18 protein-coding genes are annotated in these 21,092 nt (G+C 60.1%); 13 read left to right on the top strand and 5 right to left on the bottom strand.

Features of this window, described 5'->3' with window-relative positions:
- Positions 1-159 precede the first annotated feature (159 nt).
- The gene (gene aspA, locus PMI30_RS21435; RefSeq protein WP_007896503.1) at positions 160-1,584 is read right to left on the bottom strand and encodes an aspartate ammonia-lyase; all 1,425 of its coding nucleotides are present in this window, start codon (positions 1,582-1,584) and stop codon (positions 160-162) included.
- A gap of 180 nt (positions 1,585-1,764) precedes the next feature.
- Here aspA and PMI30_RS21440 point away from each other — a divergent pair, with 180 nt between their 5' ends.
- The 5 genes from PMI30_RS21440 (at position 1,765) to PMI30_RS21460 (ending at position 5,504) form a co-directional block, all read left to right on the top strand.
- Complete coding sequence (locus tag PMI30_RS21440) at positions 1,765-2,682, top strand: LysR substrate-binding domain-containing protein (protein ID WP_008007763.1); 918 nt, start codon at positions 1,765-1,767, stop codon at positions 2,680-2,682.
- A gap of 247 nt (positions 2,683-2,929) precedes the next feature.
- Positions 2,930-3,421, top strand: a complete 492-nt coding sequence (gene purE / locus PMI30_RS21445) for a 5-(carboxyamino)imidazole ribonucleotide mutase (protein WP_003196369.1) — start codon at positions 2,930-2,932, stop codon at positions 3,419-3,421.
- Between the two features lie 11 nt (positions 3,422-3,432).
- Positions 3,433-4,515, top strand: coding sequence for a 5-(carboxyamino)imidazole ribonucleotide synthase (locus PMI30_RS21450; RefSeq protein ID WP_008007760.1), 1,083 nt, complete (start codon positions 3,433-3,435; stop codon positions 4,513-4,515).
- A gap of 106 nt (positions 4,516-4,621) precedes the next feature.
- Entirely contained in the window at positions 4,622-4,870 is a 249-nt protein-coding gene (locus tag PMI30_RS21455) for a GlsB/YeaQ/YmgE family stress response membrane protein (RefSeq protein ID WP_008007758.1), read from the top strand.
- A 97-nt stretch (positions 4,871-4,967) separates the two neighbouring features.
- Positions 4,968-5,504 (top strand): DUF3299 domain-containing protein, encoded by a 537-nt coding sequence (locus tag PMI30_RS21460; protein ID WP_032835091.1) that lies wholly within the window; start codon positions 4,968-4,970, stop codon positions 5,502-5,504.
- A gap of 125 nt (positions 5,505-5,629) precedes the next feature.
- On the opposite strand, the gene PMI30_RS21465 is transcribed toward PMI30_RS21460, so the two are convergent.
- Positions 5,630-6,529, bottom strand: a complete 900-nt coding sequence (locus PMI30_RS21465) for a D-hexose-6-phosphate mutarotase (protein ID WP_008007755.1) — start codon at positions 6,527-6,529, stop codon at positions 5,630-5,632.
- 86 nt (positions 6,530-6,615) lie between these two features.
- Positions 6,616-7,020, bottom strand: a complete 405-nt coding sequence (locus PMI30_RS21470; protein ID WP_007896491.1) for an acyl-CoA thioesterase — start codon at positions 7,018-7,020, stop codon at positions 6,616-6,618.
- Between the two features lie 364 nt (positions 7,021-7,384).
- On the opposite strand from PMI30_RS21470, the gene PMI30_RS21475 reads away from it, so the two are divergent.
- The 8 genes from PMI30_RS21475 to PMI30_RS21510 all read left to right on the top strand — a co-directional run bounded on the left by PMI30_RS21475 (position 7,385) and on the right by PMI30_RS21510 (position 18,181).
- Positions 7,385-8,683: an MFS transporter gene (locus tag PMI30_RS21475; RefSeq protein WP_008007753.1), complete on the top strand. Its 1,299-nt coding sequence runs from the start codon at positions 7,385-7,387 to the stop codon at positions 8,681-8,683.
- 240 nt (positions 8,684-8,923) lie between these two features.
- Positions 8,924-9,922: a phosphate ABC transporter substrate-binding protein PstS family protein gene (locus PMI30_RS21480; RefSeq protein ID WP_008007751.1), complete on the top strand. Its 999-nt coding sequence runs from the start codon at positions 8,924-8,926 to the stop codon at positions 9,920-9,922.
- A 490-nt stretch (positions 9,923-10,412) separates the two neighbouring features.
- Positions 10,413-12,446 (top strand): ABC transporter permease subunit, encoded by a 2,034-nt coding sequence (locus PMI30_RS21485; protein WP_177318837.1) that lies wholly within the window; start codon positions 10,413-10,415, stop codon positions 12,444-12,446.
- Positions 12,447-12,461: 15 nt separating this feature from the next.
- Positions 12,462-14,132, top strand: a complete 1,671-nt coding sequence (gene pstA / locus PMI30_RS21490) for a phosphate ABC transporter permease PstA (protein WP_008007747.1) — start codon at positions 12,462-12,464, stop codon at positions 14,130-14,132.
- A gap of 159 nt (positions 14,133-14,291) precedes the next feature.
- Entirely contained in the window at positions 14,292-15,125 is an 834-nt protein-coding gene (gene pstB, locus PMI30_RS21495; protein ID WP_007896484.1) for a phosphate ABC transporter ATP-binding protein PstB, read from the top strand.
- A gap of 71 nt (positions 15,126-15,196) precedes the next feature.
- The gene (phoU, locus tag PMI30_RS21500; RefSeq protein ID WP_007896483.1) at positions 15,197-15,958 is read left to right on the top strand and encodes a phosphate signaling complex protein PhoU; all 762 of its coding nucleotides are present in this window, start codon (positions 15,197-15,199) and stop codon (positions 15,956-15,958) included.
- Positions 15,959-16,126: 168 nt separating this feature from the next.
- Positions 16,127-17,077, top strand: a complete 951-nt coding sequence (locus PMI30_RS21505) for a response regulator (protein WP_008007743.1) — start codon at positions 16,127-16,129, stop codon at positions 17,075-17,077.
- 207 nt (positions 17,078-17,284) lie between these two features.
- Complete coding sequence (locus tag PMI30_RS21510; RefSeq protein WP_008007740.1) at positions 17,285-18,181, top strand: peptidoglycan DD-metalloendopeptidase family protein; 897 nt, start codon at positions 17,285-17,287, stop codon at positions 18,179-18,181.
- A 120-nt stretch (positions 18,182-18,301) separates the two neighbouring features.
- Here PMI30_RS21510 and PMI30_RS21515 read toward each other — a convergent pair whose 3' ends face one another.
- A complete protein-coding gene (locus PMI30_RS21515; protein WP_008007739.1) occupies positions 18,302-19,642 on the bottom strand; it encodes a hemolysin family protein in 1,341 nt (446 codons plus the stop codon).
- Between the two features lie 123 nt (positions 19,643-19,765).
- A complete protein-coding gene (phoR, locus tag PMI30_RS21520; RefSeq protein WP_008007737.1) occupies positions 19,766-21,088 on the bottom strand; it encodes a phosphate regulon sensor histidine kinase PhoR in 1,323 nt (440 codons plus the stop codon).
- Between the last annotated feature and the right edge of the window lie 4 nt (positions 21,089-21,092).

The following is a 21,092-nucleotide window of genomic DNA, read 5'->3' as shown; positions in this document are numbered from 1 at the left end:
GCCCGCTCCTACATTTTTCAGCTTCCAGACATTCTGTTTGTGGCTGCCAAAGGGTTAAAAAAAAGGGCTTGGGGGAATAAATCCCCAAGCCCTCAAAAGGTGAGAGGTGTCTAGTCCCTCGACCTGGTGAGCGTGCTCTTCAAAAGAGCCAGCGTTTGGTTAAGCCTTCAAAGGCACCAGACGCGGAGCAATCATGTTTTCCGGGCGCAGGATGTCGGCGAGCATTTCTTCGTCGAGCAAGCCTTCTTCACGCACCAGTTCCAGCACGCCACGGCCGCTTTCGAGGGCGACACGGGCAATGCGGGTGGCGTTTTCATAGCCGATGTACGGGTTCAGTGCGGTGACCAGGCCGATCGAGTGTTCGACCAGCTCACGGCAGCGCTCTTCGTTGGCGGTGATGCCGACGATGCAGTGCTCGCGCAGCATGTCCATGGCGCGCTGCAGCAGGCGGATCGAGTCGAAGATCTTGAAGGCGATCAGCGGCTCCATCACGTTCAGTTGCAGCTGGCCGCCTTCGGCCGCGATGGTCAGGGCCAGGTCGTTGCCGATGATCTGGAACGCAACCTGGTTCACGGCTTCCGGAATTACCGGGTTGACCTTGCCTGGCATGATCGAGCTGCCTGGCTGACGCGCTGGCAGGTTGATTTCGTTGATGCCGGTGCGTGGGCCGCTGGACAGCAGGCGCAGGTCGTTGCAGATCTTCGACAGCTTGACCGCAGTGCGCTTGAGCATGCCGGAGAACAGCACGAAGGCGCCCATGTCGGAGGTGGCTTCGATCAGGTCGGCGGCCGGTACCAGCGGTTGACCGCTGATAGTTGCCAGGCGCTGAACGGCCAGGGCCTGGTAACGCGGGTCGGCGTTGATGCCAGTACCAATCGCGGTGCCGCCCAGGTTCACTTCGGTCAGCAGCTCAGGTGCCAGGGTCTTCAGGCGCGCCAGGTCTTCGCTCAGGGTGGTGGCGAAGGCGCGGAATTCCTGGCCCAGGGTCATCGGCACGGCGTCTTGCAGCTGGGTACGACCCATCTTCAGAACGTGGCTGAACTCTTCACCTTTGGCGGCGAACGACTGGATCAGGCTGTCGAGGCTGGCCAGCAGTGCGTCGTGACCCAGCAGCAGACCCAGGCGGATCGCGGTCGGGTAGGCGTCGTTGGTCGACTGCGCCATGTTCACGTCGTTGTTCGGGTGCAGGTATTGGTATTCGCCTTTGCTGTGGCCCATGGCCTCCAGCGCGATGTTGGCGATGACTTCGTTGGCATTCATGTTGGTCGAAGTGCCAGCGCCGCCTTGAATCATGTCCACCACGAATTCTTCGTGGAAATCGCCGCGGATCAATCGGGCACAGGCTTCGCTGATGGCAGCGTGCTTGGCTTCGCTCAGGTGACCCAGCTCCCGGTTGGCGTCAGCAGCGGCCTGTTTGACCATTGCCAGACCGACAACCAGTTTCGGGTAATGCGAAATCGGAACACCGGAGAGACGGAAGTTGTTCACCGCTCGCAGGGTCTGGATGCCGTAATACGCTTGAGCAGGTACTTCGAGTACGCCAAGCAGGTCTTTTTCTGTGCGGAAAGATGCAGCGGAGGACATGATAGAAATCATCTCGATATGGACCCGGTCTGTGCCGGAACACTGCAAATGCTAGGCTTGTGAAGAATTTTGGGCCAATGCTGTTAAACACTAGCCTATGCACATTCGGCATAATGCCCATGTGACGCCGCGCGCGCGGCGAACGTGTGACCTAAATTGGTGCGTGTCCGGGAGGGCGTGATGAATCTGGAAAGCAAATGGCTCGAGGACTTCAGTGCTCTGGCCGCTACCCGCAGCTTCTCCCAGGCGGCCGAGCGCCGCTTCGTGACCCAGCCGGCATTCAGCCGGCGGATCCGCAGCCTCGAAGCTGCTCTGGGGCTGACCTTGGTCAATCGCTCCCGCACACCGGTCGAGTTGACGGCGGCGGGACAGCTGTTTCTCGTCACCGCGCGAACCGTGGTCGAACAGCTGGGCGAAGTACTGCGTCATCTTCATCACCTGGAAGGCGGGCAGGGCGAGGTGATGCAGGTTGCCGCCGCTCACTCCCTGGCGCTGGGTTTCTTCCCGCGCTGGATTGCGCAATTACGTAATGAAGGGCTGAACATCGCCACGCGACTGGTGGCGACCAACGTTGGTGATGCCGTGCATGCGTTGCGCGAAGGCGGCTGCGATCTGATGCTGGCGTTTTACGACCCGGATGCGGCCATGCAAATGGACCCGGAGATTTTCCCCTCGCTGCATCTGGGGGATACCGAAATGCTCCCGGTCTGCGCCGCCGATGCCGATGGCAAACCGTTGTTCGACCTGGAAGGCGAGGCCAGTGTGCCGCTATTGGCCTACAGCGCCGGTGCGTTTCTTGGACGCTCGGTGAACATGCTGTTGCGCCAGCGGGCGCTGCGATTCACCACTATTTACGAAACCGCCATGGCCGACAGCCTGAAAAGCATGGCGCTGGAAGGCCTGGGCATCGCCTGGGTACCGCAACTGAGCGTGCGCGCCGAACTGGCTCGCGGTGAGTTGGTGGTCTGCGGCGGTCCGCAATGGCATGTGCCACTGGAGATTCGTCTGTATCGCTGCGCGCTGGTGCGCAAGGCCAATGTGCGGTTGCTCTGGCGCAAACTGGAGGGCAGCGCAGCCCAAGGTACGACGGGTATCTGAGATCAATGAAAATCCCCACAGGGGGATTAGTGTTGATCTTTCGCTGACCTTGAAGTCAATAAAACCGGCACTTTGCGCCGTATGACAGATGGTCGCATCGGGGGCTGTTTATCTGCTTCATTGAGGTATACTGCGCGGCCTTCGGCCGGTTTTACCTGGCCTTAATTCGTACAATCAAGCCACGCATTCTGCGTGGCTTGTTGTTTTTTGACGCGCCTGCGGGCGCCCAGAGAGAAGAGGCACGACGATGAGCGCACTGGTTGGCGTGATCATGGGCTCCAAGTCCGATTGGTCCACCCTTAGCCACACCGCCGATATGCTGGAAAAGCTCGGCATTCCTTACGAGGTGAAGGTGGTCTCTGCCCACCGCACCCCGGACCTGCTGTTCCAGTACGCCGAAGAGGCCGAGGCCCGTGGCATCGAGGTGATCATCGCCGGTGCCGGTGGCGCGGCCCACCTGCCAGGCATGTGTGCGGCCAAGACCCACCTGCCGGTGCTGGGCGTGCCGGTGCAGTCTTCGATGCTCTCGGGCGTCGATTCGCTGCTGTCTATCGTGCAGATGCCCGCGGGCATTCCGGTCGCCACCCTGGCCATCGGCAAAGCTGGTGCGATCAACGCAGCGCTGCTCTCGGCGAGCATCCTGGGCGCCAAGCATCCGCAATTTCATACCGTGTTGAAGAAATTCCGCGCTGAGCAGACAGACAGCGTCCTGGACAATCCAGACCCACGCATCGCCTGAGGTTGTTGACGATGAAAATCGGTGTAATCGGTGGCGGCCAGTTGGGTCGCATGTTGGCGCTGGCGGGCACTCCGCTGGGCATGAACTTCGCTTTCCTGGACCCGGCGCCGGATGCTTGCGCAGCCGCGTTGGGCGAACACCTGCGGGCCGATTACGGCGATCAGGATCACCTGCGTCAACTGGCCGATGAAGTCGATCTGGTGACCTTCGAGTTCGAAAGCGTCCCGGCTGAAACCGTGGCATTCCTGTCGCAATTCGTCCCGGTGTACCCGAGCGCCGAAGCGCTGCGCATCGCTCGTGATCGCTGGTTCGAAAAGAGCATGTTCAAGGACCTGGGGATTCCGACTCCCGCGTTCGCCGACATCCAGTCGCAAGCCGACCTGGACGCCGCCGTGGCTTCGATAGGTCTGCCGGCCGTGCTGAAAACCCGCACCCTGGGTTACGACGGCAAGGGCCAGAAAGTCCTGCGCAAGCCTGAAGACGTGGTCGGCACTTTCGCCGAGCTGGGCAGCGTTGCCTGCCTGCTGGAAGGTTTCGTGCCGTTCACTGGCGAAGTCTCGCTGATTGCCGTGCGTGCCCGCGATGGCGAAACCAGGTTCTATCCGCTGGTTCACAACACCCACGACAGCGGCATTCTCAAGCTGTCCGTGGCCAGCACCGATCACCCGCTGCAAGCGTTGGCTGAAGATTACTCCAGCCGGGTACTCAAGCAGCTGGAGTACGTCGGCGTGATGGCGTTCGAGTTCTTTGAAGTCGACGGTGGCCTCAAGGCCAACGAAATCGCCCCGCGCGTGCACAACTCCGGGCACTGGACCACCGAAGGCGCCGAGTGCAGCCAGTTCGAAAACCACCTGCGGGCCGTTGCCGGTTTGCCGCTGGGTTCGACTGCCAAGGTCGGCGAGAGCGCGATGCTCAACTTCATCGGTGTCGTGCCGCCAGTAGAGAAAGTGATTGCGATCGACGATTGCCATCTGCATCACTACGGCAAGGCTTTCAAGGTCGGCCGCAAGGTCGGGCACGCCAACCTGCGTTGTGCAGACCGTGAAACGTTGGCTGCGCAGATCCTCAAGGTCGAAGCGCTCATCGCCGAATAGTTTCATGTGGCAGCGGCGGAACCTTCAGGGGCCGCCGTTCTCTGATGGCAGGATGCCAAAGTCTGTCTAGGCTTTGACATAGCCAACTTAATCAGAGGGAAATGCCATGGGAATTATCGGAACCATCTTTATCGGCTTGATCGTCGGCCTGCTGGCTCGGTTTCTGAAACCGGGCGATGACAGCATGGGCTGGATCATGACCATCCTGCTCGGTATCGGCGGTTCGCTGGCGGCCACTTACGGCGGCCAGGCCCTGGGCATTTACCACGCAGGCGAAGGTGCGGGTTTCATCGGTGCGCTGGTGGGCGCGGTGGTATTGCTGGTGATCTACGGTCTGATCAAAAAAAGAACCTGATTGAAGTGACAAAGCCCTCTCTGCGCCATCGCCGGAGAGGGCTAGAATGCTCGGCGTTGCCATCGTCACATTGTCCTATCCTTTGCCGAGCACTTTCATGCGCCGTCTTCTGTTGACTCTTCTCTTCCTGGGCAGTGGCTTGGCCCATGCCGGCGAACTGCCGGAAACCGACTGGCTCGAACTGATGCCCAAGTCGGACCAGAAAGCCCTCGAGGCCATGCCCGAAATCGACCACAACTCCCCGGAAGCCAACGGCACCTTTACCCAAAAGGGTGGCATGAAGCAGAGCAAGGGCTTGCCGGCGGTGATGTACTCGACCAAAACCGTGCCGTCGATGAACGACAAGCACATCCGTATTGGCGGTTATCCGGTACCGCTGGAATCCGACGCCAAGGGCCGCAGCACGTTGTTCTTCCTCGTGCCGTACCCGGGCGCTTGTATCCACGTGCCGCCACCGCCACCAAACCAGTTGGTGCTGGTGCGTTATCCAAAAGGCTTGAAGCTGAATGATATCTACACGCCGTTGTGGGTGACGGGCACGCTGAAGATCGAGAAGGTCAACAACGACCTGGCGGATGCGGCGTATGCGCTGGATGCAGCGCAGGTGCGGGTGGTCAAAGAGTCTGATCTCTAGCAGCCACCCGAAATAACTGTGGGAGCCAGCCTGCTGGCGATAGCGGTCCGTCAGATACTTTCAATTTGACTGACATGACGCCATCGCCAGCAGGCTGGCTCCCACATTTCGTATTGCGGTATGGCTTAGAGCGGTTTTGCGCCGACACTGACGCCGAGGGTATGACTGGCACCCGGTGCCAGCGTCACCACATCCCCCATCACATTCGCCGTTTCAATGCACAGCATGCGCTGCCAGCCATCGTCGGCCATGTCGCTGAACGCCGCAGCACGGTCGACCCAGGGGTTCCAGATCACCGCCGAACGCGAACCGCTGCTGGTCAGTTCTATGCGTCGTTCCCAGTGTGGGTCAACAATGCTCAGCTTCGGCGGGGTATTGAGATAGATGCGGTCAGTCTCGCCGGTAAAATGCAGATCACCGGTCTGGGTGACGGTTTTCCAGTCGTCCAGGGTTTCGATATAGCTCAAGCCATCCAGCCCTTCGACATGCACGTCGCGCACATCGCTGACCGCGAAATAGCTGTGCAACGCCTGGCTGATGGTGACGTTTTCAGCGCCCTTGTTCTCGCTCGTCAAGCTGATGTGCAACTGCGCATCCAGACGAATGCCCAGCTTCAAGCCCACCTGATGCGGCCAGCCTGGCAGGCCGCCTTCGGGGTAGGGCAGGACGAATTCCACTTTCAGGCTTTCGCCCTCGGTTTCGATGCTGCCCAGCTCCCAGTCCATCGCCCGCACCAGCCCGTGGGCGGTCGGCGGTTCCTGACTGACGCGCATGGCCTGGACACTTTGCGGGTTGCGCGACAGGTTACCGAACCACGGCCAGCACACCGGCACACCGGCGCGGATGCTCTTGCCGGTCTTGAATACCGCCTCGTCGTTGAGCCAGATCAGCGGCGGCTCGCCAGCCAGCTGATAACTGAGGATGTGCGCGCCTTGCTGGGCCACCAGCAATTCGGCCAGACCGTGGCGGATGCGCCAGCAGTTCAGTTCATCCAGTTTCACGGCTTCAACGTTGGGCGTGCTCATGGGGCAACTCTCGATCAGGAACAATGGCTGCAATGGACCGCAAAACGGTCGCCGGGTTTAACGCACCGTTTTTTACCCGCTCTGGTTTAACGAGCTCTAGGCGGAACCGAACGAGTGCGGCCGCTGCCGTCGATGGCGACGAACACGAAGACGGCTTCGGTGACTTTACGCCATTCGCTGGACAGTGGATCGTCGCTCCAGACTTCGACCATCATCTGAATCGAGCTGCGGCCGATTTCCAGGGCCTGGGTATAGAAGGAGAGCTGAGCACCCACCGCTACCGGCACCAGGAACGCCATGCGATCGATCGCAACGGTGGCTACGCGACCACCGGCAACCTTGCTGGCCATTGCGGTACCGGCCAAATCCATCTGCGCCACCAGCCAGCCGCCGAAAATATCGCCAAAGCCATTGGTTTCGCGTGGAAGCGCGGTGATTTGCAGGGCCAGGTCGCCTTGCGGGATTGGATCTTCTTGTTCGAGCTCTATCATGCCGGGGGTGCCTCTGACCCGTGACTCTTCGTAGGTGTAGCGGGTGAATAGCCGTCTTGGAAAAACGATTCAGCCCCGAACATACTACGTTCGTCACGTTTTTCGTAAGGCGCCTAAAGGGAAACTCTGCGAAATCGGCTGACGGATGCCAACGACGGTTTCGCACAGCAACCCCTTACAAGCCGTTGCAATGTTGGGAGTATATCGATCGGTAGACTCCGAGACGACCGTCCGGTTCTCATTTCGACCGTCAAATATGCGCCTCTATGTGCTTTTTCGAACAATTTGCTATCGTGCCGAACCTGCCCAAGCCTCCGCCAGCGTTGTTGAGGTTGCAGATTCGACTATAAGAGAAGCCCTTGCCATGACCACAGCGCCCTCGAGCATCGCGCAGCCTACCCAATCCACACGTCCGCTGACCCGCAACGACTATAAGACGTTATCGCTGTCTGCCTTGGGCGGCGCGCTGGAGTTTTACGACTTCATCATCTTTGTGTTCTTCGCCACGGTGGTCGGCAAACTGTTCTTCCCCGCCGACATGCCCGAGTGGCTGCGCCTGATGCAGACGTTCGGCATCTTCGCCGCCGGCTACCTGGCGCGGCCGCTGGGCGGCATCGTCATGGCGCACTTCGGTGATCTGCTGGGGCGCAAGAAGATGTTCACCTTGAGCATTTTCATGATGGCAGTGCCGACCCTGATCATGGGTTTGCTGCCAACTTATGCGCAGATAGGTATGTGGGCGCCGATCCTGTTGCTGCTGATGCGGGTGATCCAGGGCGCGGCGATCGGCGGTGAGGTGCCTGGTGCTTGGGTATTCGTTTCCGAGCACGTGCCGCAGCGGCACATCGGTTATGCCTGCGGCACGCTGACCTGCGGTCTGACCGCCGGTATTCTTTTGGGCTCATTGGTCGCCACTGCGATCAACAGCATTTACACACCGGTTGAAGTCTCGGATTACGCCTGGCGGATCCCGTTCCTGCTGGGTGGTGTATTCGGCCTGTTCTCGGTCTACCTGCGCCGCTGGCTCCACGAAACCCCGGTGTTCGCCGAGCTGCAATTGCGCAAGGCCCTGGCCGAGGAAGTGCCGCTGCGCGCCGTGTTACGTGACCATCGCGGTGCGATTCTGATTTCCATGCTGCTGACCTGGCTGCTGTCCGCCGGCATCATCGTGGTCATTCTCATGACCCCGACCGTGCTGCAAACCGTTTACCACTTCGCGCCGACTACCGCGTTGCAGGCCAACAGCCTGGCCATCGTGTTCCTGAGCCTGGGCTGTGTGGCCTCCGGTGCATTGGCTGACCGCTTCGGCGCTGGCCGGGTGTTCGTGTTCGGTAGCGCCGCGCTGCTGATCAGTTCGTGGACGTTCTATCACAGCCTGTTCAACCATCCCGACTGGCTGTTCCCGATGTATGCCCTGACCGGTCTGCTGGTCGGCACTATCGGTGCGGTGCCGTACGTGATGGTCAAAGCCTTCCCGGCGGTGGTGCGGTTCAGCGGGTTGTCGTTTTCCTACAACCTGGCTTACGCGATTTTCGGTGGCCTGACGCCGATGGTGGTGACGTTGCTCTTGAAGGAAAGCCCGATGGGGCCGGCCTATTATGTGGCGATCATTTGTGGTGTCGGGATTCTGGTGGGTGGGTATCTCTGGAAGAAGGGGCGCTAAGCCGACCTCTTTTATCGACTGCACTGGCCCCATCGCGAGCAGGCTCGCTCCCACATTGGTTCTGTATTCACCGCAGATCCCCTGTGGGAGCGAGCCTGCTCGCGATGAAGGCGACGCGAATCATCTTGTAAAACCAAATGCTGGCCTTTCATCCAATTGTCATATTTCAGCCATAGAGTGTTCACACGGCCTGCTGATACTTGGCCCCGACTTAACACACCTATCTGCTAGGAGTAAGGCATGAAACTGAAGCGTTTGATGGCGGCAATGACTTTTGTCGCTGCTGGCGTTGCGACTGCCAACGCGGTTGCCGCTGTTGACCCGTCGATCCCGAGCTACACCAAGACCACTGGTGTGTCGGGCAACCTGTCCAGCGTCGGCTCCGATACCCTGGCCAACCTCATGACCCTGTGGGCTGAGAACTACAAAAAAGAATACCCGAACGTAAACATCCAGATTCAGGCCGCTGGCTCCGCCACTGCGCCACCTGCGCTGACTGAAGGCACCTCTAACCTGGGCCCGATGAGCCGCAAGATGAAGGACACCGAACTGGCTGCCTTCGAGCAGAAGTACGGCTACAAGCCAACCGCTATCCCGGTTGCCGTGGACGCCCTGGCTGTGTTCGTACACAAAGACAACCCGATCCAGCACTTGACCATGGAACAAGTCGACGCAATCTTCTCCTCGACTCGTCTGTGTGGCGCCAAAACTGACGTGAAAACCTGGGGCGACCTTGGTGTGACCGGCGACTTGGCCAACAAGCCAGTGCAGCTGTTCGGTCGTAACTCGGTATCCGGCACTTATGGCTACTTCAAAGAAGAAGCCCTGTGCAAAGGCGACTACAAGCCAAACGTCAACGAACAACCAGGCTCGGCTTCGGTCGTGCAGTCGATCAGCTCCTCGCTGAACGGCGTCGGTTACTCGGGCATCGGCTACAAGACCGCCAGCGTGAAAACCGTGGCCCTGGCCAAGAAAGGCACCACTGAGTTCATCGAAGACACCGAAGAGAACGCCCTGAACGGCAAGTATCCTCTGTCGCGTTTCCTCTACGTGTACGTCAACAAGGCCCCGAACAAGCCTCTGGCCCCGCTGGAAGCCGAGTTCGTGAAACTGATTCTGTCCAAACAGGGTCAGGAAGTGGTTGTGAAAGACGGCTACATCCCGCTGCCAGCCAAGGTTGCTGCAAAAGCACTGGCTGACCTGGGTCTGCAAGAAGGCGGCAACGTCGCAAAAAAGTAAAACCCTAGGTCCGGGCTAACCCCCGGACCTGTGTAGGAGCGAGGCTTGCCCGCGAAAGCGGTGGGTCAGTCAACATTGATGTTGAATGTAACGACCCCTTCGCGGGCAAGCCTCGCTCCTACAAATGCCGGTAAATACCGGCCCCCAAATTTCCGATCCACTGCCAGTTCCCGCTGGCGGCGGATTTGTTGCGTCACTGCATTGTCATCTTTCTGTCATACAGGATCGCTAGGGTGTGCGCATGAATGATCTGGCCAACTCCACCATGACTACAAATCCCCCCAAGCGAATTGACTTCAATACGCCTGAGCTGCAACGCAAGCGCCGTATTCGTGCGCTGAAAGATCGCCTGACCCGCTGGTACGTCCTCGTCGGCGGCCTCGCCGTTCTTGGCGCGATCACCCTGATCTTTTTCTTCCTCGGTTATGTCGTCGCGCCGCTGTTCCAGGGTGCCGACCTGACCGCCAAAGACGCCATCACACCCGCCTGGATGCAAGACGCCGGCAAGCCGCTGATGATCTCCCTCGAAGAACAGAACCAGGTCGCCATGCGGGTTTCCGACAAGGGCCAGGCATTGTTCTTTGATATCGATACCGGCGCCGAACTGCGCCGCGTCGACCTGCCGATTCCGGCCGGCACCAGCGTGACCTCCATCGGTGAAGACCAACCCGGTCATCCATTGGTCGCGGTGGGTTTGTCCAACGGTCAGGTCCTGGTGTTCCGTCACACCTATAAAGTCAGCTACCCGGAAGGCAAGAAAACCATCTCGCCGGCCATCGAGTACCCGTACGGTGAAACGCCGGTCGCGCTGAATGAGGCGGGTGGTGCTCTGGAGCACGTCAGCCTCAACGCTACCGATTCGACCCTGATGCTGGCCGGCTCCACCGGTGCGCAGTTGCATGTGATGTCGCTGACCAGCGAAGAAAACATGATGACCGGCGAAGTCACCAACGAGCAGAAACGCATCGAACTGCCGCAAATGACCGAGCCGGTGAAGAACATCTTCGTCGACCCGCGTCAGCAGTGGTTGTACGTGGTCAATGGCCGCGCTCAGGCCGACGTCTTCAGCCTGCGCGACAAGAGCCTCAACGGGCGCTACAAGTTGCTCGAAGATGGCAATGCCGAAGTGACCGCCAGCACTCAATTGCTGGGCGGCATCTCGCTGATCGTCGGCAACTCCAAGGGTGGTCTCGCCCAGTGGTTCATGGCCCGCGACCCGGATGGCGAGCTGCGTCTGAAGCAGATTCGTACCTTCCAGATGGGCACTGCGCCGATCGTTGAAATCACCGCCGAAGAACGTCGTAAAGGCTTCGTTGCCCTCGACGCGTCCGGCAAGCTCGGCGTGTTCCACAGCACCGCCCACCGCACTTTGCTGGTGGATCAGGTGGTCGACGGCCAAGGCCTGTTCGGCCTGTCGCCACGGGCCAACCGCGTGATCGTGGAACAGGGCGGCAAGCTGCAACCATTGCTGCTCGACAACCCGCACCCGGAAGTCTCGTGGAGCGCGTTGTGGAGCAAGGTCTGGTACGAGAACTACGACGAGCCTAAATACGTCTGGCAATCGACCGCGGCCAACACCGACTTCGAACCCAAGCTGAGCCTCTCGCCGTTGACCTTCGGTACCCTGAAAGCTGCGTTCTACGCGATGCTGCTGGCCGCGCCACTGGCCGTCGCCGCGGCGATCTACACCGCGTACTTCATGGCTCCGGGCATGCGTCGCAAAGTCAAACCGGTGATCGAGTTGATGGAAGCGATGCCGACGGTGATCCTCGGTTTCTTCGCCGGCCTGTTCCTGGCGCCGTATGTGGAAGGGCATTTGCCCGGCATCTTCAGCCTGCTGATGCTGCTGCCGATCGGCATTCTGGTGGCGGGTTTCGTCTTCAGTCGCCTGCCTGAGTCCATCCGCCTGAAAGTGCCGGACGGCTGGGAAAGCGCAATCCTGATCCCGGTGATTCTGTTTGTGGGCTGGCTGTCGCTGTACATGAGCCCGTACATGGAAACCTGGTTCTTCGGCGGCGACATGCGCATGTGGATCTCCCACGATCTGGGTATCACCTACGACCAGCGCAACGCCTTGGTGGTTGGTCTGGCCATGGGCTTCGCGGTGATTCCGAACATCTACTCCATCGCCGAAGATGCCGTGTTCAGCGTGCCTCGCGGCCTGACCCTGGGCTCCCTGGCTCTCGGTGCCACACCGTGGCAGACCATGACCCGCGTGGTGATCCTCACCGCCAGCCCGGGCATCTTCTCGGCGCTGATGATCGGCATGGGCCGTGCGGTCGGTGAAACCATGATCGTGCTGATGGCCACCGGTAACACCCCGGTCATGGAAATGAACCTGTTCGAAGGCCTGCGCACCCTGGCGGCCAACGTTGCTGTGGAAATGCCCGAATCGGAAGTCGGCGGCAGCCACTACCGCGTGCTGTTCCTCTCGGCGCTGGTGCTGCTGTTGTTCACCTTCATCATGAACACCCTCGCGGAACTGATTCGTCAGCGTCTGCGCAAGAAATACTCGTCGCTTTAAGAAAGGTAGAAGTCTGTGAAACAGAACTCCCTGAATGGATGGTTCAAGAGCGGCGCCCCCGGCGTCTGGATCAGCGGTGGCGCGGTGTCCATTGCGGTCATCATGACCATTGGCCTGCTGGCGGTGATTGCCGTGCGCGGTCTGGGTCACTTCTGGCCGGCGGACCTGATCCACGCCAGTTACGACGTGCCGGGCCAGGCCAACCACCTCGTCATCGGCGAAGTGGTGCAGAAGGAAGAAGTGCCACGCGAGCGCCTGAAAAGCGCTGGCCTGCCGGTGCCCGATCAGGGCCCGGAGTTTATGACCCGCGAGCTGATCAAGGTCGGCAACCGTGATCTGAACGGCACCGACTTCACCTGGATTGTCGGCGAGTGGCTGACCAATCAGAAAACCCCGCCTGAGCTGATGGCCATCGAGCGTCGCGAGTGGGGCAACTTCTATGGCTACCTGGTCAACGTCAAACAGGACGGCAAGGTCATCGCTGAAGGCGAGGCCGCATGGCCTGAGTTGCAGGCGCGTGTCGATCGTGTCAACCAGCTCGCCGCACAGCTCAAGACCCTGGAAAAGGTCGACATCGGCGCGATCAACGCCGGTCTCGAGCGTATCCGTCTGCAGGGTCGCAAACTGGAACTGGCCGGCCATCTCGACGCGGCCGCTCAAGCGGACCTGGAGTCCGAGCGCGCCGAGCTGAATGCCCGTTATCAGGAAATCGAAACGCGCCTGAATGATCTGCACGCTCAGTTCAACCGCGACAGCCTGACCGCTCGCGACGCGAACGGCAAAGAAGTCGAAATAGGTATCGGTAAAGTGGTTCACGCCTACCAGCCGAACGCGATGGGCACCTTCACCAAGATCGGCTTCTACTTCAGCAAGGTCTGGGAATTCCTCAGTGACGACCCGCGTGAAGCCAACACCGAAGGCGGGATTTTCCCGGCGATTTTCGGCACTGTGATGATGACCCTGATCATGGCGATGATCGTGACGCCGTTCGGCGTGCTGGCGGCGGTCTACCTGCGTGAATATGCACGTCAGGGGCCGATGACTCGCTTGATCCGCATCGCGGTGAACAACCTGGCGGGTGTTCCGGCCATCGTTTACGGCGTGTTCGGTCTGGGCTTCTTCGTCTACGTGCTCGGCGGTTCGGTCGACCGGTTGTTCTTCCCTGAAGCACTGCCGGCGCCGACCTTCGGTACGCCGGGCCTGCTTTGGGCCTCGCTGACCCTGGCGCTGCTGGCTGTGCCGGTGGTGATCGTGGCCACCGAAGAAGGCCTGGCGCGGATTCCTCGCACCGTGCGTGAAGGCTCGTTGGCCCTCGGCGCGACCAAGGCCGAAACCTTGTGGAAGATCGTGCTGCCGATGGCCAGCCCGGCGATGATGACCGGCATGATCCTCGCCGTGGCCCGTGCCGCCGGCGAAGTGGCGCCGCTGATGCTGGTGGGTGTGGTGAAACTGGCGCCGTCGCTGCCGCTGGATGGCAACTACCCGTACTTGCACCTGGACCAGAAGATCATGCACTTGGGCTTCCACATTTATGACGTCGGCTTCCAGAGCCCGAACGTCGAAGCCGCGCGGCCGCTGGTGTACGCCACGGCGCTGCTGCTGGTGCTGGTGATCGCCACGCTCAACTTGTCGGCGGTTTATATCCGTAACCATCTGCGCGAAAAATACAAAGCACTGGATAGCTGATTACCGCCGCTCCCTGTAGGAGCCAGGCTTGCCGGCGAAGGCGATTTCAAGGACGCCTTCGCCGGCAAGCCTGGCTCCTACAGAACGGCGACACCGCTGGCCCAATCTTGTGAGGCCAGCGGCTCACTGAACCGAATTTGTTAGCACAGGGAGCCTCCCATGCAGCACGAAGCACACACTCACGGCATCAACATGTCGGCCTTGGGCCGCGACAAACAGAGCCTGAGCCTCGAGCAGGAAACCGTGGCCATCGAAGTGCCGGGCCTGAGCCTGTTCTACGGCGACAAACAAGCGCTGTTCGACGTCAGCATGAACATCCCGAAACAGCGCGTGACGGCCTTCATCGGCCCGTCCGGCTGCGGCAAGTCCACGCTGCTGCGCACCTTCAACCGCATGAACGACCTGGTGGACGGCTGCCGCGTCGAAGGCGCGATCAACCTCTATGGCAACAACATCTACCGCAAGGGCGAGGACGTGGCCGAGCTGCGTCGCCGGGTCGGCATGGTGTTCCAGAAGCCGAACCCGTTCCCGAAAACCATCTACGAAAACGTGGTTTACGGTCTGCGCATCCAGGGCATCAACAAGAAACGCATTCTCGACGAAGCCGTCGAGTGGGCGTTGAAAGGTGCGGCGCTGTGGGATGAGGTCAAAGACCGTCTGCACGAGTCGGCACTTGGCCTGTCCGGTGGTCAGCAGCAACGTCTGGTGATTGCCCGCACCATCGCCGTGGAGCCGGAAGTGCTGCTGCTCGACGAACCGTGCTCGGCACTCGACCCGATCTCCACGCTGAAAGTCGAAGAGCTGATCTACGAACTGAAATCCAAGTTCACCATTGTTATCGTGACCCACAACATGCAACAGGCCGCGCGGGTTTCCGACTACACGGCGTTCATGTACATGGGCAAACTGGTGGAATTCGGCGACACCGATACTCTGTTCACCAATCCGGCGAAGAAGCAGACCGAAGACTACATTACCGGTCGTTACGGCTAGCAAGCGGTTGTTGCTCACTGAACTGACGCTGCGGTCCACCGCACCTTACCGGACGCTCCAAGGACGCCAACATGATTAGTAAAGAAGGCCTTACCCATCACATCTCCGCGCAGTTCAACGCTGAGCTGGAGGAAGTTCGCAGCCACCTCCTGGCCATGGGCGGGCTGGTCGAGAAGCAGGTCAACGACGCGGTCACCGCGCTGATCGAGGCCGACTCCGGCCTGGCCCAGCAAGTGCGCGAGATCGACGACCAGATCAACCAGATGGAACGCAACATCGACGAAGAATGCCTGCGCATCCTGGCCCGTCGTCAGCCGGCGGCGTCGGACTTGCGTCTGATCATCAGCATCTCCAAGTCGGTGATCGACCTGGAGCGCATTGGTGATGAAGCCACCAAGATCGCCCGTCGTGCCATTCAGTTGTGCGAAGAAGGCGAAGCCCCACGCGGTTACGTCGAGGTTCGCCACATCGGTGACCAAGTGCGCAACATGGTTCGCGATGCCCTGGACGCGTTTGCCCGCTTCGACGCCGACCTGGCGTTGTCGGTGGCGCAGTACGACAAGATCATCGATCGCGAATACAAGACCGCGCTGCGTGAACTTGCCACCTACATGATGGAAGACCCGCGCTCTATCTCGCGGGTCTTGAGCATTATCTGGGTACTGCGTTCCCTGGAGCGGATCGGCGACCATGCGCGCAATATCTCGGAACTGGTGATTTACCTGGTGCGCGGCACCGACGTGCGTCACCTGGGCCTCAAGCGCATGAAAGAAGAAGTTGAAGGCACAAGTGCCGAAACCGCTAATGTTCCGGGCAAAGCTGACGATAAGTAGGATTGCCCCTAGGAAAGCGCCCGGCCCTTTGGCTGGGCGTTTTTGTTTGCGTGGCTTTCGAATTGAAAAGCAGCACCCGCGAACGAAAAGTCCCGGCGTGACTGAAGAGTTTTGGCAAAGTGCCATCAGCCAGCGTTATGCTTGCCGGGATTTTTAAAGGGGTGTTGGATGAGCAAGATTAGTGTGTTGGTCGTGGACGATGCGTCGTTCATTCGTGACCTGGTGAAGAAGTGCCTGCGCAACTACTTCCCGGGGATCCGGACCGAAGATGCAGTCAATGGTAAAAAGGCCCAGGCCATGCTGGCCAAAGAAGCGTTCGACCTGGTTCTGTGCGACTGGGAAATGCCGGAAATGTCCGGTCTGGAACTGCTGACCTGGTGCCGCGAGCAGGACAACCTCAAGACCATGCCGTTCGTGATGGTCACCAGCCGTGGCGACAAAGAGAACGTCGTCCAGGCGATTCAGGCCGGGGTTTCCGGCTACGTCAGCAAACCGTTCACCAATGAACAGTTGCTGACCAAGGTCAAGCAGGCACTGAACAAGGTCGGCAAGCTAGACACTTTGATGAACAGCGCGCCGACCAAAATGAACTCGGCATTCGGCAATGACTCCTTGAGCGCGTTGACGGGTGGCAAGGCCGCTGTGGCCACGCCCTCGGCTGCACCGGTCAACCCGTTCGCCAAACCTGCCGCCGCCGCGCCAGCCCCGGCCGCCGCACCGTCTCGCGGCCTGCTCAACAGCCCGCCGGTCAAGGCACCTGCTGCTTCCGCCGCACCAGCTGGCGGTCGAGGCCAAGGCCAACTGCGTCTGCCGAGCGGCACTCAGCAATGCGTGATCAAGGCCTTGAGCATCAAGGAAGCGTTGCTGGTGGTGAAGCGCACCGACACCCTGCCGCAAGTCCTCGACAGCGCCGTACTCGACCTGGAGCAGGGCGACAACGCCGAAATCGCCCGTCTCAACGGCTATCTGCACGCCATCGTCGCCCACGAGCCGAAGCCCGACAGCGAGTGGCTGCAACTGACCTTCCGCTTTGTCGACCAGGATGCGCAGAAGCTCGACTACATCTCCCGCCTGATCGCCCGTGGCACCGCACAGAAGCATTTCGTACCGGGCGCGTAATCTTCGCCGCCTGACAGTCCGTCTTCGCGGGCAAGCCTCGCTCCTACAGGTTCACCGTTTACCTGTAGGAGCGAGGCTTGCCCGCGAAGGGGCCATCGAATTCACCGCACATCCCCTGAACCGCCCATTTTGAAACATCTGTCGACTACGCTGGTCCATTTCAGCTGCTAGGCTCCTTTCCAGGCCTTACTCGACAGAATCTTGCCCATGCTCGCGCGCCTGCTGTTTTTCTGTGGTCTGTTCATGGCCTCCACCTCGGCTGTGGCCATGACGATTTACCGCTCCACCGACGCCAGTGGCGTGGTCTCTTACAGCGATCGCCCCACCAAAGGCGCGAAGGTGTTCGTTTTTCGCGACCGGATGGTCGAGCGTCTTGAGCGGCAGGTGTACCTCGATATCAAGAAGCAGAGGGGCATGGACAGTGTGTTCGTGCGCAACGATCTGTATGCGCCGGTCGAGATCGAGCTGAGTTTTGCCGGGCTGAGTAACGTCAGCGGCGCGCCGAGCCGACCGATCCGTCGGGTCATGCCGGCGCGCAGCAACCTTCGTCTGGCGTTGCTCAAGGCGACAAAGGCCGGAAAGCCGTTGGTCTACACCCCAAGGTTCGAATATTCACTGGGTGACCCCTCAGGGGCTGCCATGGCCTATCGATACCCGCTGCCTTGGCGTGGCGGGCCGTTTCGGCTGAGTCAGGGCGCCAATGGCCAATACAGCCACTACGGGCCGAAGAACCGTTATGCGATGGACATCGCCATGCCCGAAGGCACGCCGATCATCGCGGCGCGTGGCGGGATGGTGGTGAAAACCGAGAATGGCCAGACCGGGCGCGGCAACGATCCGTCGGGCAATTTCGTGCGGGTATTGCACGATGACGGGACCATGGGCGTGTACCTGCACCTCAAGAAAGGTTCGGTCAGCGTACGGGAAGGTCAGCGAGTGACGGTGGGCAGTGCGCTGGCGCTGTCGGGCAACACCGGCAACAGCAGCGGCCCGCACCTGCACTTCGTGGTGCAGCGCAATACCGGGTTGGGGCTGGTATCGATTCCGTACCAGTTCAACCAACCGGTAGGCGCGTTGCCCAACTTTGCGTTGGGCAAGCAGTGATGGGTTGTCTGGTCTGACGCATTCGCGAGCAAGCCCGCTTGTGTCTTGCGCAGGAATTAGACTGAGGGTGAGAGCGGGCTTGCTCGCGAAGGGATCAACACGGATCCGGTCAGGGATCGCTTAGTCCAGCATCAACACCTTGGCCAAAATGATCTTCGGCCCTTTCATCTTCTTGATGATGATCCGCAAACCTTCGACTTCCAGCACTTCTTCCTCTTCCGGCACCCGTTTCAGGGTTTCGTAGACCAGCCCGGCGAGGGTTTCCGCTTCGATGTGGTCCAGATCGATGCCCAACAGGCGTTCGACCTTGAACAGCGGCGTATCGCCCCGCACCAGCAGTTTGCCCGGCTGATACGCGAGGATCCCGCGTTCGGCCTTGCGGTGTTCGTCCTGAATGTCGCCCACCAGCACTTCCAGCACGTCTTCCATGGTCAGGTAGCCGATGATGTTCCCGTCGGCTTCCTCGACCACAGCGAAATGCGAACCACCCTTGCGGAACTGTTCCAGCAACTGCGACAGCGGCATGTGGCGAGACACGCGCTCCAGCGGCCGGGTCAGCTCGGCGAGGTTGAACGACTCGGGAATGTGATCCAGTGCGGCCAATTCAAGCAGCAAATCCTTGATGTGCAGCAGACCGACGAACTCCTGACGCTCGCTGTCATACACCGGGTAGCGGCTGAACTTGTGGCGACGGAACATCGCCAGAATTTCCTTGAGCGGCGCGTTGAACTCCAGCGTCACCAGGTCTTCCCGGGAGTTGGCCCAGTCGACCACTTCCAGCTCGCCCATTTCCACCGCCGAGGCCAAAACGCGCATGCCTTGATCGCTCGGGTCCTGGCCACGGCTGGAGTGCAGGATCAGTTTCAGTTCTTCACGGCTGTAATGGTGCTCGTGATGCGGGCCGGGTTCACCCTGGCCGGCGATCCGCAGAATCGTGTTGGCGCTGGCGTTGAGCAGGTAAATGGCCGGGTACATGGCCCAGTAGAACAGGTACAGCGGCACGGCCGTCCAGAGCGACAACAGCTCGGGTTTGCGGATGGCCCAGGATTTCGGGGCCAGTTCACCGACCACGATGTGCAAGTACGAAATGATGAAGAACGCCGTGAAGAACGACACGCCTTTGACCACTTCGGCGGACTCAACGCCAACGGCGCTCAGCACCGGCTCGAGAATGTGCGCGAACGCCGGCTCACCAACCCAGCCGAGGCCGAGGGAGGCGAGGGTGATACCCAATTGGCACGCCGACAGGTAAGCATCGAGCTGACTGTGCACGGTGCGCAGGATGTGTCCGCGCCAGCCGTTTTTATCAGCGATGGCTTCGACCCGGGTCGAGCGCAATTTGACCATGGCAAATTCCGCCGCAACGAAAAAGCCGTTGAGCAAAACCAGGATCAGAGCAAAAAGAATCATGCCGAAATCGGCGAAGAGTGTCGCGAGGGTCAAGCCAGGGGAAGGGTCCATGATGGAGTTTTGCGGGTTCCGTGTATTCGAAAGGAAAGAAAAAAGTGCGCCTGAAGGGCAGGCACAAGTCAGCCAATGTAGCGGCTGACCGTGCAATTGCCTAGTGGCGCGTGCCGGCCGGTATCAGTCGGTGGTGCTGATGACCCGGGATTTGGTGACCTGGGCCGGCGCAAAATGGCAGGTAAACGTGCTGCCATGGCCCGGCACACTGCTGATTTCCATACGTGCCCGGTGGCGCAGCAACACATGTTTGACGATGGCCAGCCCAAGTCCGGTGCCGCCGGTGTTGGAGTTGCGGCTGGAGTCGACGCGGTAGAAGCGTTCGGTCAGGCGCGGCAAGTGTTTGCTATCAATGCCAATCCCCGAATCCTGCACACTCAGGTGTGCGCCTTGATCGTCACCCCACCAGCGGATGCGGATATTGCCCTCGGCCGGTGTGTACTTCACTGCGTTGAACACCAGATTGGAGAACGCGCTACGCAATTCCGCTTCGCTACCCTTGAGCAGAATCGTCGGATCGGCTTCCAGGGTGATGTGCTGATTACGTTGACCGGACAGTTGCTGAGCGTCGCCCTTGATCGATTGCAGCAGGCTGTCGATGGACACCGGTTGATTATCCGACGGGTAATCGGTGGCTTCCAGTTTGGCCAGCAGCAGCAAATCGTTAAGCAAGGTCTGCATGCGTCCGCCTTGCTGCTGCATCTGCTGCAGGGCGCGGGTCCAGCGCGGGTTCACTTCCTCGACGTTGTCGAGCAGGGTTTCCAGGTAGCCGCAGATCACCGTCAGCGGTGTGCGCAGCTCATGGGACACGTTGGCGATGAAGTCTTTGCGCATCTGCTCCAGCTGATGGATACGCGTCACGTCGCGTACCAGCATCAAGTGTTCGTTGTTGCCGTAGCGAGTGATGTACAGCTGAATGCGCAGACGATCATTGATCGGCGAAGGGATTTCCAGAGGCTCGGCGTAGCTGTCCTGCTCGAAGTATTCCTTGAAGCGCGGATGGCGCACCAGATTGGTCACGGGCTGACCGCTGTCCTGGGGGGTCTTGAGGCCAAGCAAGGTTTCGGCGGCGCGGTTCCACCATTCCAGGTTGCCGTCGCTGTCGAGCATGATTACCGCGTCTTTCAGCGCAGCGGTGGATTCCTGGACCCGGTCGATCACCGCTTGCAAGCGCCCGCGCACTCGTTGGTCGCGGCGTTGCAGGTGGTAAATGCTGTCGAACACTTCGCCCCACAGGCCATAGCCATCGGGCGGTGCTTCATCGGGTTTGTGCAGGCGTAGCCATTCGTGCAAACGCAGCAACTGCTTGAGGGTCCACGCCAGGTAAAGGCCCAGGCCCACGGCGAGGCTCCAGCCGTAGTAGCCGGAAATCAGGCCGATCACCAGGCAGGCGGTGACCAGCAACAGCATGTGGCGAATCAGGGTGCCATGCCAGTTTTGGTTCACGGAA

The sequence above is a fragment of the Pseudomonas sp. GM50 genome (assembly GCF_000282375.1).
GTDB lineage: Bacteria > Pseudomonadota > Gammaproteobacteria > Pseudomonadales > Pseudomonadaceae > Aquipseudomonas.
The sequence above is the reverse complement of the archived record's forward strand: the minus strand, read 5'-3'. Positions and strand labels throughout refer to the sequence as shown.